Origin of the sequence: Agrobacterium sp. ST15.16.055, assembly GCF_027956555.1 — a bacterium.
In the GTDB taxonomy this organism is placed as follows: Bacteria; Pseudomonadota; Alphaproteobacteria; order Rhizobiales; family Rhizobiaceae; genus Agrobacterium; species Agrobacterium salinitolerans.
Map to the genome: position 1 here is coordinate 559,717 of NZ_JAQKGN010000002.1, position 14,284 is coordinate 574,000.

Annotated in this window: 15 protein-coding genes and 1 tRNA gene; 10 read left to right on the forward strand and 6 right to left on the reverse strand. The window is 58.6% G+C overall.

All coding sequences use genetic code 11. The features are described 5' to 3' along the window. Positions 1 to 54: 54 nt before the first annotated feature. The 7 genes from PL599_RS05920 to PL599_RS05950 all read left to right on the forward strand — a co-directional run bounded on the left by PL599_RS05920 (position 55) and on the right by PL599_RS05950 (position 5,555). Complete coding sequence (locus PL599_RS05920) at positions 55 to 1,464, forward strand: circularly permuted type 2 ATP-grasp protein (protein ID WP_162520313.1); 1,410 nt, start codon at positions 55 to 57, stop codon at positions 1,462 to 1,464. A 3-nt stretch (positions 1,465 to 1,467) separates the two neighbouring features. After that, entirely contained in the window at positions 1,468 to 2,409 is a 942-nt protein-coding gene (locus PL599_RS05925) for an alpha-E domain-containing protein (RefSeq protein WP_077981493.1), read from the forward strand. Positions 2,410 to 2,430: 21 nt separating this feature from the next. Next, a complete protein-coding gene (locus PL599_RS05930; protein WP_271358936.1) occupies positions 2,431 to 3,252 on the forward strand; it encodes a transglutaminase family protein in 822 nt (273 codons plus the stop codon). A 4-nt stretch (positions 3,253 to 3,256) separates the two neighbouring features. Continuing rightward, complete coding sequence (locus tag PL599_RS05935) at positions 3,257 to 3,853, forward strand: class I SAM-dependent methyltransferase (protein ID WP_142911789.1); 597 nt, start codon at positions 3,257 to 3,259, stop codon at positions 3,851 to 3,853. Positions 3,854 to 3,970: 117 nt separating this feature from the next. Continuing rightward, on the forward strand, positions 3,971 to 4,429 hold the full coding sequence (locus tag PL599_RS05940; RefSeq protein ID WP_271358937.1) for a GNAT family N-acetyltransferase: 459 nt from the start codon (positions 3,971 to 3,973) through the stop codon (positions 4,427 to 4,429). Positions 4,430 to 4,484: 55 nt separating this feature from the next. Next, positions 4,485 to 4,901, forward strand: a complete 417-nt coding sequence (locus tag PL599_RS05945; protein WP_077981489.1) for a VOC family protein — start codon at positions 4,485 to 4,487, stop codon at positions 4,899 to 4,901. An 18-nt stretch (positions 4,902 to 4,919) separates the two neighbouring features. Continuing rightward, positions 4,920 to 5,555 carry a histidine phosphatase family protein gene (locus PL599_RS05950; RefSeq protein WP_269825453.1) on the forward strand — a complete coding sequence of 212 codons (636 nt, stop codon included), beginning with the start codon at positions 4,920 to 4,922 and terminating at the stop codon, positions 5,553 to 5,555. Positions 5,556 to 5,652: 97 nt separating this feature from the next. Here PL599_RS05950 and araD1 read toward each other — a convergent pair whose 3' ends face one another. From araD1 to chvE, 4 genes are all read right to left on the reverse strand, one after another. Continuing rightward, positions 5,653 to 6,648 carry a 2-keto-3-deoxy-L-arabinonate dehydratase AraD1 gene (araD1, locus tag PL599_RS05955; protein WP_077981487.1) on the reverse strand — a complete coding sequence of 332 codons (996 nt, stop codon included), beginning with the start codon at positions 6,646 to 6,648 and terminating at the stop codon, positions 5,653 to 5,655. A 119-nt stretch (positions 6,649 to 6,767) separates the two neighbouring features. After that, positions 6,768 to 7,964 carry a sugar ABC transporter permease GguB gene (gene gguB, locus PL599_RS05960; RefSeq protein WP_077981486.1) on the reverse strand — a complete coding sequence of 399 codons (1,197 nt, stop codon included), beginning with the start codon at positions 7,962 to 7,964 and terminating at the stop codon, positions 6,768 to 6,770. Then, positions 7,961 to 9,499 carry a sugar ABC transporter ATP-binding protein GguA gene (gene gguA / locus PL599_RS05965; RefSeq protein ID WP_077981485.1) on the reverse strand — a complete coding sequence of 513 codons (1,539 nt, stop codon included), beginning with the start codon at positions 9,497 to 9,499 and terminating at the stop codon, positions 7,961 to 7,963. The genes gguB and gguA overlap by 4 nt, the downstream gene beginning before the upstream one ends. A gap of 90 nt (positions 9,500 to 9,589) precedes the next feature. Then, entirely contained in the window at positions 9,590 to 10,654 is a 1,065-nt protein-coding gene (chvE, locus tag PL599_RS05970; RefSeq protein ID WP_077981484.1) for a sugar ABC transporter substrate-binding protein ChvE, read from the reverse strand. Between the two features lie 255 nt (positions 10,655 to 10,909). Here chvE and PL599_RS05975 point away from each other — a divergent pair, with 255 nt between their 5' ends. Then, complete coding sequence (locus PL599_RS05975) at positions 10,910 to 11,914, forward strand: LysR family transcriptional regulator (protein ID WP_089153201.1); 1,005 nt, start codon at positions 10,910 to 10,912, stop codon at positions 11,912 to 11,914. 75 nt (positions 11,915 to 11,989) lie between these two features. Then, positions 11,990 to 12,466, forward strand: a complete 477-nt coding sequence (locus PL599_RS05980; protein ID WP_191218311.1) for a hypothetical protein — start codon at positions 11,990 to 11,992, stop codon at positions 12,464 to 12,466. 55 nt (positions 12,467 to 12,521) lie between these two features. Here the strand turns inward: PL599_RS05980 and PL599_RS05985 are convergent, their stop codons facing one another. Continuing rightward, on the reverse strand, positions 12,522 to 12,785 hold the full coding sequence (locus PL599_RS05985) for a hypothetical protein (RefSeq protein ID WP_077981480.1): 264 nt from the start codon (positions 12,783 to 12,785) through the stop codon (positions 12,522 to 12,524). Positions 12,786 to 13,045: 260 nt separating this feature from the next. Continuing rightward, positions 13,046 to 13,552, reverse strand: a complete 507-nt coding sequence (locus PL599_RS05990; RefSeq protein WP_077981479.1) for a MarR family winged helix-turn-helix transcriptional regulator — start codon at positions 13,550 to 13,552, stop codon at positions 13,046 to 13,048. A gap of 519 nt (positions 13,553 to 14,071) precedes the next feature. On the opposite strand from PL599_RS05990, the gene PL599_RS05995 reads away from it, so the two are divergent. Then, positions 14,072 to 14,148 (forward strand) — tRNA-Arg (locus PL599_RS05995). Positions 14,149 to 14,284: the final 136 nt, after the last annotated feature.

The following is a 14,284-nucleotide window of genomic DNA, read 5'->3' on the forward strand; positions in this document are numbered from 1 at the left end:
TTCTTGCATTGCATTTCTCGTTGTATTCAAATGGCAAAAAAGGGGACATCGAAGTTGGCATTTGACGAAATGATAAATGCGGACGACACGCCGCGAAGCCCATATGAAAACTATAACGAGTGGTACAGCCGACAGGACAGGGCGCACCTGATCCAGAAATCAAAAGACGCGGAAAACATCTTTCGAAAAACCGGTATTACTTTCGCAGTCTATGGCCATGCCGACAGTTCAGAAAAACTGATCCCCTTCGATATCATCCCGCGCATCATCTCCGGCCGCGAGTGGCGCAAACTGGCCCAGGGCATCGAACAACGCGTCCTCGCCCTCAATGCTTTCCTCGACGATATCTATCACAAACAGGAAATCATCCGCGCCGGGCGCATTCCCCGCGAAATCATCGAGAAGAACGAAGCGTTCCTGCCGGAAATGATCGGCTTCACCCCGCCCGGCGGTGTCTATACCCACATTGTCGGCACTGACATTGTCCGCACCGGCGAAGACCAGTTCTACGTTCTGGAAGACAATGCCCGCACGCCTTCCGGTGTCAGCTATATGCTGGAAAACCGCGAGACGATGATGCAGATGTTCCCGGAACTCTTCCATGAAAACCGCGTGCGGCGGGTGGAGGATTACCCCTATCTGCTGCGCCAGTCGCTCGCCTCGCTCGCCCCGCCTGGCTGCACCGGCAAGCCGCGCGTCGCGGTGCTGACCCCCGGCATCTACAATTCCGCCTATTACGAACATTCCTTCCTCGCCGACATGATGGGCGTGGAGCTGGTGGAAGGATCCGACCTGCGTGTCATGGACGGCAAGGTCAAGATGCGCACCACCCGCGGTTATGAAGCAATCGACGTTCTCTATCGTCGCGTCGACGACGACTTCCTCGATCCGCTGACCTTCCGGCCGGATTCGGCGCTCGGCGTGCCCGGCATCATGGATGTCTACCGCGCCGGCAACATCACCATCGCCAATGCCCCCGGCACCGGCATTTCCGACGACAAGGCGATCTATTCCTACATGCCCGAGATCGTCGAGTTCTATACCGGCCGCAAGCCGCTCCTGGAAAATGTGCCGACCTGGCGCTGTTCCGAGCCCGACAGCCTGAAATATGTGCTCGACAACCTCGCCGAACTGGTTGTCAAGGAAGTCCACGGTTCGGGCGGTTACGGCATGCTGGTCGGCCCCACGGCGACGAAACGCGAACGCGCACTGTTTGCCGATAAGCTGCGGGCGCGCCCCTCGAATTACATCGCGCAGCCGACGCTGTCGCTCTCCACCGTGCCTATCATGGTGAAAAACGGCATCGCGCCGCGCCATGTCGATCTGCGCCCCTACGTGCTCGTCTCGGACAAGGTGCAGATCATTCCCGGCGGCCTGACCCGCGTGGCGCTGAAAAAGGGCTCGCTGGTGGTCAATTCCAGCCAGGGCGGCGGCACCAAGGATACCTGGGTACTGGAGGATTAAGCCATGCTGGGCAGAACGGCAAACGGGCTCTACTGGATGTTCCGGTACATCGAGCGCGCTGAAAACATCGCCCGGCTGATCGATGCGGGCCTGCGCGTTTCATTGACGCGCAGCGGCAGCGGCGATGAGGACTGGGATGGCGTGCTACAAAGTGCGGGCGTGCGCGAAGCCTTTCTCGAAAAGCAAGAGAAGGTGACGACGGCGGATGCGATCGATTATCTGCTTCGGGAAAAATCGAACCCTTCCAGCGTCATGTCCTGCATAGAGGCGGGCCGCAACAACGCCCGCATGGTGCGCACGGCGCTGACGCGCGAGACATGGGAAGCCACCAATGAATTCTGGATCGAGCTGAAGAATATCCTCGGCCGTAAGCTCAACCACGCGGAACTGCCGCAGACAATCGATGTCATCAAACATCGCGCCGGTCTGGTGCGTGGCGCCTTCCACGGCTCGATGCTGCGCAACGATCTTTACAATTTCTCCCGCATTGGCACGTTCATCGAGCGGGCGGACAACACGGCCCGCATTCTCGACGTCAAATATTACGTGCTGCTGCCGGCGGTCGCCCATGTGGGGTCGTCGCTGGACAATGCGCAGTGGGAATCCATCCTGCGTTCGGTCTCGGCGCACCGTTCCTATGGCTGGGTCTACGATGCGGAATACAAGCCGGCCAATATTGCCGACTTCCTCATTCTCAATGGCCGCATGCCGCGCTCGCTGGCCTATTGTTATGAAAAGATCGCCAGCAACCTCAACCATATAGCCGAGGATTACAGCGAGAGGCACAAGGCGCATGACACGGCGGAAAGCATTCGCGACAGCCTGCGCGCGACCACCATCGCCCGGGTCATGGACGAGGGCCTGCACGAATTTCTGGAGAGGTTCGTCAACCGCAACGGCCAACTGGGACAGGAAATCACGGAAGGCTACCGCTTCTATCAATAAGCGCGTGGACGGGGACAGCTTATGCGTCTGAAAATCACCCATACGACGGAATATGTCTATGACGAGCCGATGCCCTATGCGTTGCAGCGGCTGCGCCTGACGCCGCGGACCGGCCCGGGCCAGACGGTGGAAAACTGGGATGTCTCGGTCGATGGCGCCACCGTCGAAGTGGCCTATGACGACCATTTCGGCAACCGCGTTGCGCTGGTGGAAACCGAAGGCCCGCAAAAGCGGGTGAAGGTCGTGGCAAGCGGCACGGTGAGCACGCAGGACAAGGCGGGCGTGTTCGGACACCACATCGGCAACGCACCGCTCTGGCTTTTCCTGCGAGAGACGCCGCTTACCAAACCGGGAAAGCTGGTGCGCGAACTGGTGAAGGTGAGCGCCGGCGACAGCGAGCTGGCCCGCCTGCACGACCTCATGGAAAATATTCACCGCAAGGTGGAGTATATGCCCGGCGCGACCGATATCGAAACCACGGCGGAAGCGGCGCTGGAAGCGGGCAAGGGCGTCTGCCAGGACCATGCCCATATCCTGATTTCCGCAGCCCGGCTGATGGGCCTGCCCGCGCGTTATGTTTCCGGTTATCTGATGATGGAAGAGGTGGAGGAACAGACCGCCACCCACGCCTGGGCCGAGGTTCATCTTCAGGGGCTGGGCTGGGTGGGCTTCGACGCTGCCAACAATATCTGCCCCGATGACCGTTACGTCCGCATCGCATCCGGCCTCTGCTACCGCGATTGCGCGCCTATATCCGGTATGCGCGTCGGCCCTGCCGGTGAGACCCTGAATGTGTCGGTCACCGTGCAGCAATCGCAGGGCCAGAGCCAGTCGCAAAGCTGAGACCATGGTTGCCAAGGACGACGATACAATCGGCTTTTATACGGGTAACGCCGCAGCCTATACCTCGCGCGGGCAGGCGGCAGATCGCCCGCATCTGGAAACATTCCTGGCGCGGCTTCACGAGGGTGCAAGCATTCTAGAACTGGGATGCGGCGGCGGGCAGGACAGCGAATTCATGCTGGCCGCCGGTTACGATGTCCACCCCACCGATGGAACGCCTGAAATCGCCAAAGCGGCGCAGGCCCGGCTCGGCATTCCTGTCCGGACATTGCTGTTCGAGGATATGGACGAGCGTGAGCGATATGACGGCGTCTGGGCCAATGCCTGCCTGCTGCATGTGCCCCGCCCTGCCCTGCCGGGCATTATCGGTCGCATCCACATCGCGCTGAAACGGGGCGGCGTTTTTTACGCCAGCTTCAAGGCGGGAGAAGCGGAAGGCCGCGACATGTTCGGCCGTTATTACAATTACCCTTCGAAGCCCTGGCTTGAAGACGTTTACGGCCAGTTTGGCTGGGCGACGGTGGAGATCGAGGCAAGGCAGGGCAGCGGTTACGACCAGCTCCCGACCGCATGGCTGCATGTGACGGCAACGAAACTCTGATCCGACGCGACAAGTTGGCGGTTGCGAAACGCCGTCCCACCCGGTTTAATCCCCGCATCGATTTGAAAGCATGATCCGGCTTCCACCCGCGGGAGGAAAGTCGGCCGGGAGACGGCATTGTACAGCATTTCCGACTATCGCGACTGCCAGTCGCATGGACCCATCATAGCAGAAAGGGTCTGGACGGCCTGGTGGCAGGATAGCGGCCTTCAGGTGGGCAACGTCGCCGAGCACCTGAAGGACATGACCAACCCCCATGCGCTGCCCACCGGCTTTGTCGCCCATGACGGCGGCGATTATGTCGGCTCCTCCTTCCTCATTCATTGCGACCTGGAAGAGCGTCCGCAATATCTGCCCTGGGTCGCAGCCCTGTGGGTGGAAGAAGACCGTCGGCGCTCGGGCGTGGCGCGAGCCTTGTTGCAGGCCGCGACGCAAAGGGCGGCCAAACTTGGCCACGAGACCAGCTATCTCTGCTGCCAGCGGGGACTCGAAGACTATTATGTCAACTGCGGCTGGACCGTTCTGGAACGTGGCGTCGGCAAACACGATCTGACGGTGCTGACCTACAAGACGTGACGCCGCCTGCCATTTGTCCATCATTCGCCACCGCGTCTGAACCATCGGAGGGACCATGCGACCGCCAGCAGCCATCATGGAAACCGCAATTTATGTGGACGATCTCGATGCCGCCGAAGCCTTTTACCGGGATGTCTTCGAGCTGGAGATCGTCCGCAAACTGCCCGGGCAATTTGTGTTTTTCAGATGTGGGCAGCAGATGTTGCTGGTTTTCGATCCCGAGAAGTCGCGCAAGGCTGATCCAGAAAATCCCATTCCCCGCCATGGCGCGGCAGGCGAAGGCCACTTCTGCTTTTATGCGAAAGACAAACAGGACGTGGATGCCTGGAAGACGCGTTTTGAAGCATTCGGAATCCCCATCGAACATTACCACCGCTGGCCGAATGACAGCTATTCCGTTTATATCCGCGACCCTGCGGGCAACTCCGTGGAAGTTGGCGAAGGCAAGCTATGGGGAATTGAACAGGCCTGACGACAACAGGAGACAATCGTGAAGAACATTTTTGTGGTGACGCACCCGCAATCCTTTCACCACATCGAAAACAAGGTTGGCGGCTGGTATGATACCGAACTGACGCCGCTCGGCAGAGCCGGTGCGGCAGCGGCGGCCGCCAGGCTGGCGACGCTGGTTGGCGGCGAGCCCGTGGAAATCTTCAGCTCCGACCTGCTTCGGGCCTCACAGACGGCCGAGATCATCGCCGAAGGCTTTGGTCAGCCGATCGAATTCACGCGGGACTTGCGGGAAATGAGCTACGGCGAAGCCGAGGGTATGCCGCAGCAATGGCTGGACGACCGCCAAATCCCGGCACCGCACCATAATCGTCTAGATCACCGCGGCGGCATAGCCGATGGCGAGACCCGGCGCGAATTCGCCGAAAGGGTATATCGGGCCGTAGACATGATCATCGCGCGGCCATGCGCCACGCAGATCATCGTGACCCATGGCTTCGCTCTAACATTCGTCATCGCGGCATGGATCAAGATGCCGATCGACAGCGCCGGTTATGTCAGCTTTCCGGCGCGCCCCGGAAGCATCACGCATTTGAAGGAAGACGATTACTGGCAGAACCGCGCCGTTGTCTCATTGGCGGATGTTTCGCATCTGGAGGATTTTGCCTCACGGTAACCTGACGCAGACAATATGACTTGCGTCATTCCGGCCTTGTGTGGACGAATGGAGGGAGCAATAGCTCCCCCCATCATTCGCAAAGATGGCCTGCAGATCATATCTGCCGAACGCTGATCTCTTCTTCCGCGTCAACGGCCAGCGGATTCTTCAGAGGCAGGCCGAAACCGGCGGCTTCGATTTCGAAGACGTCGCCCGCTTCCGGTTTGATGCCGTCTGCGAAGGAAAGCGTCGCGGTGCCGAACATATGCACATGAACGTCACCGGGGGCGCGGAACAGGCCGTATTTGAAGTGGTGATATTCGAGGTTCGCGAAGGTGTGGGACATGTTGTCCTCACCCGAAACGAAGGGCTTTTCGAAGATGACCTTGTCGCCGCGACGGATGCGCGAAGTGCCGCGAATATCCGACGGCGGGGCGCCGACGCGGATTTCCGGGCCGAAGCTTGCCGGACGCAGCTTGGAATGGGCGAGGTACAGATAGTTGATCCGCTCGGTAACGTGATCGGAAAACTCGTTCGACACGGCAAAACCGATGCGCACCGCTTCACCCTTGTCGGAAATCACGTAGATGCCGGCCATCTCAGGCTCTTCGCCACCATCGAGCGCGAAGGATGGAGAGGTAAGCGCCGCACCCGGTGCTGCCGCCACGTGGCCGTTGCCCTTATAGAACCACTCGGGCTGAACGCCCTTTTCGCCAGCCTTGGGCTTGCCGTTTTCCAGACCCATGCGGAACATCTTCATGGAATCCGTCAGGCTTTCTTCTGCCGCTTCCGTGGTCTTCTTGTGCATGCTGTCGCGGGTCGCGGCCGACCCCAGATGGGTAAGGCCGGTGCCGGTCAGATGCAGATGCGCCGGATCGGGATGGGTGATCGGCGGCAGGAAACGACCTTCGGCATAAGCCTTTTCAAGATCGACGGCATCGCCGAGACCATGGGCGGAAATGACGTCGGCAAGGCTCTTGCCGCCATTGGCGGCTTCCATGGCAAGCGCGTAAACCGACGCCGCACCCTTGACGGCGTGCGCCTGCCCGCCTTCTTCGCGAACCGCTACGGTGATGTTGCCGCTGGCATCTTTGATCTGTGAAATGAGCACGGGATTTCCTTCCTCCGGCGCTAGGCGCCTTTATCTCTTCTAAGCGGCGCCTTGCGCCTGCATCTTATGAAAGTGGCCGGAAACCGGCCACTTTTCGGACTGCGATAGGAGTGAGCCGATCAGCCCTTGTTCTTGTTGTAAACGTCGAAGAACACGGCGGCGAGCAGCACGAGGCCCTTGACCATCTGCTGGAAGTCGATGCCGAGGCCGACGATCGACATGCCGTTGTTCATGACACCCATGATGAAGGCGCCGATGACTGCGCCGGTGATTTTGCCAACGCCGCCGGATGCCGAAGCGCCGCCGATGAAGCAGGCCGCGATGACGTCAAGCTCGAAGCCCACGCCGGCCTTCGGCGTCGCCGAATTGAGGCGGGTCGCGATGATCATGCCGGCAAGACCCGCCAGCACGCCCATGTTGACGAAGGTGAGGAAGCTCAGGCGTTCGGTGTTGATACCCGAAAGCTTGGTCGCCTTCTCATTGCCGCCCATGGCGTAGACGCGGCGACCGATGGTGGTGCGACGTGTTACGAAGCTATAAAGCGCGATCAGAACCAGCATCACGATCAGCACGTTCGGCAGGCCGCGATAGGTGGAAAGCTGGTAGCCGAGGAACAGGATCGCGGCCGCGATCAAAAGGTTCTCGGCGATGAAGAAACCGAAAGGCTCGACATTGATGCCGTGCTTCACGTTCACCACGCGGCGACGCCATGCGAGATAGAACATGACGACCGTAATCAGTATCGTCAGGATCATCGAGGTGGTGTTGAGACCTTCAATGCCGCCGATGTCAGGCAGGAAGCCGGTGCTGATGATCTGGAAATCGGCAGGGAACGGGCCGATATTCTTGCCGCCAAGCACAAACAGCGTCAGGCCGCGAAACACCAGCATGCCCGCCAGCGTCACGATGAACGACGGAATACGGTGATAGGCGATCCAGTAACCCTGGGCAGCACCGATGATGCCGCCGATGACAAGACAAATCAGCGCCGCCAGAAACGGGTTCATACCCCATTGCACGGTCAATATGGCGGCTATCGCGCCGACAAAGGCGACGATGGAGCCGACCGAAAGGTCGATATGCCCCGCCACGATGACCAGCAGCATGCCCAGCGCCATGATGACGATGAACGAGTTCTGCAGGATGAGGTTGGTCAGGTTCACAGGGCGGAACAGGATGCCGCCGGTGTAGAACTGGAAGAAAACCATGATGGCGACGAGCGCGATCAGCATGCCGTATTCGCGGATATTGGAGCGAATATAGGACGTGACCGAGACGACGTTACTTTCTTCGTTTGTTGTGTTTGCCGAACTCATGAGTTCTTCTCCCCTGAGCGCATGATAGCGCGCATGATGCTTTCCTGGCTCGCCTCTCCCTTCGGCAATTCAGCGACGATGCGGCCTTCGTTCATGACGTAGATGCGGTCGCAATTGCCGAGCAGTTCGGGCATTTCCGATGAGATCATCAGAACGCCTTTGCCGTCGGCAGCGAGCTGGTTGATGATGGTGTAAATTTCGTATTTCGCGCCGACATCGATACCGCGGGTCGGTTCATCGAGGATCAGGACGTCGGGATCGGAGAACAGCCACTTGGAGAGCACGACCTTCTGCTGGTTGCCGCCCGAAAGATTGACCGTTTCCTGGAAAATGCCTGAAGACCGGATGCGAAGACGCGTGCGAAAATCGCTCGCCACCTTCATTTCCTTGATGTCGTCGATGATGCTTGCATTCGACACACCGGCCAGATTGGCAAGCGTGGTATTGTGCAGGATGTTGTCGTTGAGCACGAGACCGAGATGCTTGCGGTCTTCCGTCACATAGGCAAGACCGGCATCGATCGCCTTGCGCACGGTGCTGACGTCAACGGGCTTGCCGTCGATCAGCACCTCGCCGCTGATCTTGTGACCATAGGACTTGCCGAACACGCTCATGGCGAATTCGGTGCGCCCGGCACCCATCAGACCGGCTATGCCAACGACTTCTCCCTTGCGCACGGTCACGTTGATATCATGCAGAACCTGGCGGTCGCGGTGCTGCTGGTGATAGGCGTTCCAGTTCTTCACTTCGAAAATGGTCTCGCCGATCGGCACGTCGCGCGGCGGATAACGATCTTCGAGATCGCGCCCCACCATGTTGCGGATGATGACATCCTCGCTGATTTCTTCCTGGTGGCAGTCGAGTGTCTTCACCGTCATGCCGTCGCGCAGCACGGTGATCTGGTCGGCCACCTTGCGCACTTCGTTGAGCTTGTGGGTGATGATGATCGAGGTCATGCCCTGCTTGCGGAATTCCATCAACAGGTTCAGCAGCGCCTCGGAATCGCTTTCGTTGAGCGACGCCGTCGGCTCGTCGAGGATAAGCAGCTTCACGCTCTTCGACAGCGCCTTGGCGATTTCGACCAGCTGCTGCTTGCCGACGCCGATATCGGTGATCAGCGTCTCCGGCGATTCCTTCAGGCCCACCTTCTTTAAAAGTTCGCGGGTGCGGTTGAAGGTCTGCTGCCAGCTGATGACGCCATTCGTGGCGACTTCGTTGCCGAGGAAGATGTTTTCTGCAATCGACAGGAGCGGTACGAGCGCCAGCTCCTGGTGAATGATGATGATACCAATATCTTCGCTGTCGTTGATGGCGCGAAAGTTTCGCACTGCGCCTTCATAGTGGATTTCGCCCTCATAGGTACCGGCGGGGTAAACACCGGAAAGGACCTTCATCAAGGTCGACTTCCCTGCGCCGTTCTCACCGACGAGTGCGTGGATCTCACCCTCTTTAACCTTGAGATTGACGTTCTCAAGCGCTTTCACGCCCGGAAACGTCTTGGTGATGTTCCGCATTTCGAGAATGGTATTGGCCATATCGCAATCCAGCGCCCGATTAATTCAGGCGTTTTTATTTTTATGGAAAAACGGGGATGACGCCAAGCCATCCCCGCATGTGTGTCGAGCTTATTTCAGCTGATCTTCGGTGTAATAACCACCATCGACGAGAACCTGCTTGTAGTTCTCCTTGGTCACGGCCACCGGCTTCAGCAGGTAGGACGGAACAACCTTGACGCCATTTTCATAGGTCTTGGTGTCGTTTACCTCAGGCTCCTTGCCTTCCATGACAGCGTTGACCATGTTCACGGTCACCTTGGCGAGTTCGCGGGTGTCCTTGAAGATAGTGGAATACTGTTCGCCGGCAATGATCGACTTGACGGAAGGAACTTCAGCGTCCTGACCGGAAACGACCGGCAGCGGCTGGTCCTTCGTGCCATAACCAACGCCCTTCAGCGAGGAGATGATGCCGATGGAAAGACCGTCGTAAGGCGACAGGACGGCGTCAACCTTGGCGTCGGTGTAATAAGCCGAAAGCAGGTTGTCCATGCGGGCCTGGGCCGTTGCCGGGTCCCAACGCAGCGTACCGACCTTGTCCATGCCCATCTGGCCGGACTTCACGACAAGCTTGCCGCTGTCGATGTATGGCTGGAGAACCGACATCGCGCCGTCATAGAAGAAGAAGGCGTTGTTGTCGTCCGGAGAGCCGCCGAAGAGTTCGATGTTGAACGGACCCTTGCCGTCCTTCAGACCGAGCTTGTCGACGATCGAAGTCGCCTGCAGAACGCCGACCTGGAAGTTGTCGAAGGTCGCGTAGTAGCTGACGTCGCCGCTGTTGCGGATAAGGCGGTCATAAGCGATGACCTTGATACCCTGCTCGCCGGCCTGCTTGAGGACGTCCGACAGCGTCGTGCCGTCGATCGATGCGATCACGAGGACCTTGACGCCCTTGGTGACCATGTTTTCGATCTGGGAAAGCTGGTTCGGAATATCGTCATCGGCATATTGCAGATCGGTCGTGTAACCGGCTTCCTGCAGCTGCTTTACGATGTTGTTGCCGTCGTCGATCCAGCGTGCGGACGACTTGGTCGGCATGGCGATACCAACGGAACCCTTGTCCTGCGCGAAAGCCGGCGCTGCGAAAGAAGCAGCACCGATGGCACAAGCCGCCATCAGCGAAATAATGGACTTCATAAACTCTCTCCCTTGAGCCCTTCTCTGGAGCCCGCATGCTGCGGTGCACCATGAAATTCATGCCGTCAGAGGAAGAAGCCGCATCGCGCTCACTCCGATTTCGCAATTGCGAAATGGAACAGCTGCCGCTCCTCCCCGGCATTCCGCAAATTGTTCTGAATCCATATAACTGTCAAATAGAATAAATCAGTTTCCATATATCAATTATGATATATTAAATCGATACAAAAACCGATGAGGGGTATAAAACGACGAATGAACAACCTAAAAGTGTATGAGCAAGCGCAAACAACAGAGGCCCTTTTCGTCTTTGAAGACAACCCCTTGCTGCGGGCCGGATTGAAGATGAGCCACCTGCGCATGCTGGTCATGATCGAGGAACACGGACAGGTGAGCGCGGCCGCCGCGGCCATGAACATGACGCAGCCTGCAGCCTCGCGCATGCTTTCGGAAATGGAGGCGATCGTCAAATCACCCCTCTGTCAGCGGGCGTCGCGCGGCGTGGTGTTGACGAAATTCGGCGAGGCGCTGGCGCGCCGGGCGCGCACCATATTGCTGGAGCTGCGCGAGGCGAGCCGCGAACTGAACCAGATGAAATCCGGCAGCGGCGGCTCGGTCTATATCGGCGCCGTCACTGCACCGGCGATCAGCCTCGTCGTTCCCGCCATAAGGCGCGCCATGGACACCTATCCCGGCATCGAAATCAACGTGCAGGTGGAAAGCAGCAACGTGCTGGCCCGCGAACTGCTGGCGGCCCGCCACGATTTCATCATCGGCCGCATTCCCGACGATTTCGATCCCGGCCTCTTTTCCATCCATGAAATCGGCATAGAACGCGCCTGTCTGGTGGTGCGCGAAGGTCACCCGCTGCTTCAGGGCGCGCCCGTGACCTTGCAAGACCTTTCCGGCTACGACTGGGTCTTCCAGCCGCCCGGCGCGCTTTTACGCAGAACCATGGAAGATGTGTTCCTTACCCACGGCGTCGCCATGCCGCGCAACGTCATCAACACGCCATCCGTGGTGCTCACCCTTGCGCTTGTCTGCAACACGGACGCCATCGCCCCGATTGCCCAGGACATGGCCGAATTCGTTACCGGCCAGCAGGCGGATATCGGCCGAACCCGAATATTGCCGACGGATTTCGAGCTCGTTGTTAAGCCCTACAGCATCATCACCACCAAGGGCCGTGTTTTGCCGCCCAGCGCCCGCCTGCTTTACGATCTGGTTCTGGATGAAAGCCGCAAACTGACCACCACATGACGAGATGGCAAGCCCGACTCCACCTTCATCCCCTATGAAGGCCGGATCATTGAGGCCGGCGCAGGGAACAGCCGCATGCTCTTCGGACAATCCGTTTTCCAATCGGTCGTCGAAAGACTAAAACAGGAGGAGGAAGAACAAGGCGCGGAGCCTTCACCGCCCGCCGGCCACCGTATTGCCGGTTTCAGCTCGGGGTTCGTTGTCGATACCCAGATAGAAGCGCCACCGCCCGCGAACGGCAATCTCGATGCCTATCTCGCCTTCCTGGCCGACCCCGCGCCGCCGCCGGAACCGGAGCAGGAACCCGAACCGGAACCGATGCCGGCTCATCTCGAAAAGACGTCGCTTGCCGATGTTTCGGTGGAACTGGCGATCCACGACGCGGACACGGCCGCAACGCTTGCGGAGAAGCGTCGCGCCTTTGCCCGCCTCAATCATCCCGACCGGGTGAAACCGCAGTTCCGGCACAATGCGACGCTGCGCATGACGGCTGCCAATCTCCTGATCGACCAGGCGATAAGGATGCTGCGGGCGCGGGAGCATTTCCGGTAAAAGTGACGGACGGCCTTATCCCGCAAGATACCTCAAACGAAAGATAGAAGGCGCTTCAGCCCGCATCGTTCTTGTCGGCGGGCGCGCTTTCGGCGGCGTGCTCATTCGTGCCGTCCCCGCTTTTGGCGGCATCGCTAGCGGGTTTGAACTTCAGCAACAATTCATAGGCCGCATAGGCCCCGATGCCGGCAACGATGGTTCCCCAGAAAAACTCGCGATTGACGAATTCGATGACGGCCCATGCGGCGCAAAAGCCGACGATGAGCAACCGGACCCACAAGGGACGATAAAGCGGATGACTCGTATCGATATTCAGCATGGCGTTCCCGTCCCGGGCCTCTCCAGTCGATCGCATGATTGCGGTTCCACGCCCAACGGCGTGAAGATGCTTACGCGTCTTGGCGGTTTCACAGGAAAATTGCAACGCAATTCAGCCCCGCCGCCGATCAGGCTCGCGTGAAAGACCAGCGCAGCAAGATCGTCACCGGCGCCGCAGACATGGGAAGACAGGAATATCTGCAAACCAGGCCGCACCTTGCGGCTGCCTGCGCCATTGTGACCCATCGCTCTCTTCGAATGTCAGTCGCGCAGGCGTCCGAGCAGCGCCAGAAGCTGATCGCGGGCCTTCTTGCCGCCGATCCTGTCGATCAGCTTGTCCTCACGATCCCGCCAGGTGTTGGAAAGCCGGTCGAGAAGGTTGCTGCCCTCCTCCGTCATGTCGAGGAAGTGAACGCGCCTGTCCTCTTCCGATTTGCGGCGGACGAGTAGTCCCTTCTCTTCCATGCTGTCGACGATGGCGACGAAATTGGCGCGCTGTATGCCGAGCGCTTCGGCCACATCGCTCTGCTTGAGACCCGGATTGCCGCCGACGATGACGAGAACGGAAAAATCGGCCGGCCGCAATCCCTGCTCCGCCAGCACATCGGCAAAACCGTTTGCCACGGCAAGTTGCGAGTGCCGCAAATGATAGCTGATCGCAGTCGTCAGCAACCCATAGTCGATAGCCGTGATATGCGCCGCTTCCGCGCTGCCGTTTTCGGCCTTTTCCGTCCGCGGCCCGTTGCTGTGTGCCAATCGCAAAGCCATCCGATCCCCCGCCTGATTCGTTCCTTTACCTTGCCGAAATCATAACCGACAACGTCACGAAACTGTATCCCAAATAAATGTAGATGATACTAATATTGTATAATAATTTGACAGTTAATCGCCGACGACGCAAACCCAGACACCGGATCGCCACGCGGCGAGCAAAATAAGTATGACTATTTACCCGCCAATTTTGAGGGGATAAAACCGCTTCCCGAGCCGCTTTTGAAAGGCGTTGACCTCATCCGAGCACCTCTTCATGAAGGCGGCAAAACAGCGTTTCGACCCGGCAATAACATACTACTTATAAGAGAAACCCCGTTCCAACAAAAAACAATACGTCAAACGACGCATCGCCCCGCCACCGCGCAAAGGGCGGCGGCCGCCGCGAAACACGCCCCACAACGAGTTCCGCCCAAAAACAGACAACGTTTCGCAAAACTCTGATTTTTAGACATTGATGCGCAAACAAAGCTGGGGTATGAACCAACCGCTGCACGCGATTCAAGCGTGACCGCTGCACCCGTAGCTCAGCTGGATAGAGTGTTGGATTCCGATTCCAAAGGTCACAGGTTCGAATCCTGTCGGGTGCGCCATTAAAATCATGTCCAGACCGGAGACATAGGTAACAGTTTGTACCTAAGACATAGGTGACAATCTCGTGCCGAACGGATTGTCGATTGTTTGCAGCGTTCTCTGTTCCAGGTCGATATATCCTAGATCGTAATGCAT

Excerpts from the sequence above, each read along its gene's own strand:
- PL599_RS05925 (WP_077981493.1), top strand. The coding sequence starts at position 1,468 with ATGCTGGGCAGAACGGCAAACGGGCTCTACTGGATGTTCCGGTACATC.
- PL599_RS05930 (WP_271358936.1), top strand. The coding sequence starts at position 2,431 with ATGCGTCTGAAAATCACCCATACGACGGAATATGTCTATGACGAGCCG.
- PL599_RS05935 (WP_142911789.1), top strand. The coding sequence starts at position 3,257 with ATGGTTGCCAAGGACGACGATACAATCGGCTTTTATACGGGTAACGCC.
- PL599_RS05945 (WP_077981489.1), top strand. The coding sequence starts at position 4,485 with ATGCGACCGCCAGCAGCCATCATGGAAACCGCAATTTATGTGGACGAT.
- gguB (WP_077981486.1), bottom strand. The coding sequence starts at position 7,964 with ATGAGTTCGGCAAACACAACAAACGAAGAAAGTAACGTCGTCTCGGTC.
- gguA (WP_077981485.1), bottom strand. The coding sequence starts at position 9,499 with ATGGCCAATACCATTCTCGAAATGCGGAACATCACCAAGACGTTTCCG.
- chvE (WP_077981484.1), bottom strand. The coding sequence starts at position 10,654 with ATGAAGTCCATTATTTCGCTGATGGCGGCTTGTGCCATCGGTGCTGCT.
- PL599_RS05975 (WP_089153201.1), top strand. The coding sequence starts at position 10,910 with ATGAACAACCTAAAAGTGTATGAGCAAGCGCAAACAACAGAGGCCCTT.
- PL599_RS05980 (WP_191218311.1), top strand. The coding sequence starts at position 11,990 with ATGCTCTTCGGACAATCCGTTTTCCAATCGGTCGTCGAAAGACTAAAA.
- PL599_RS05985 (WP_077981480.1), bottom strand. The coding sequence starts at position 12,785 with ATGCTGAATATCGATACGAGTCATCCGCTTTATCGTCCCTTGTGGGTC.
- PL599_RS05990 (WP_077981479.1), bottom strand. The coding sequence starts at position 13,552 with ATGGCTTTGCGATTGGCACACAGCAACGGGCCGCGGACGGAAAAGGCC.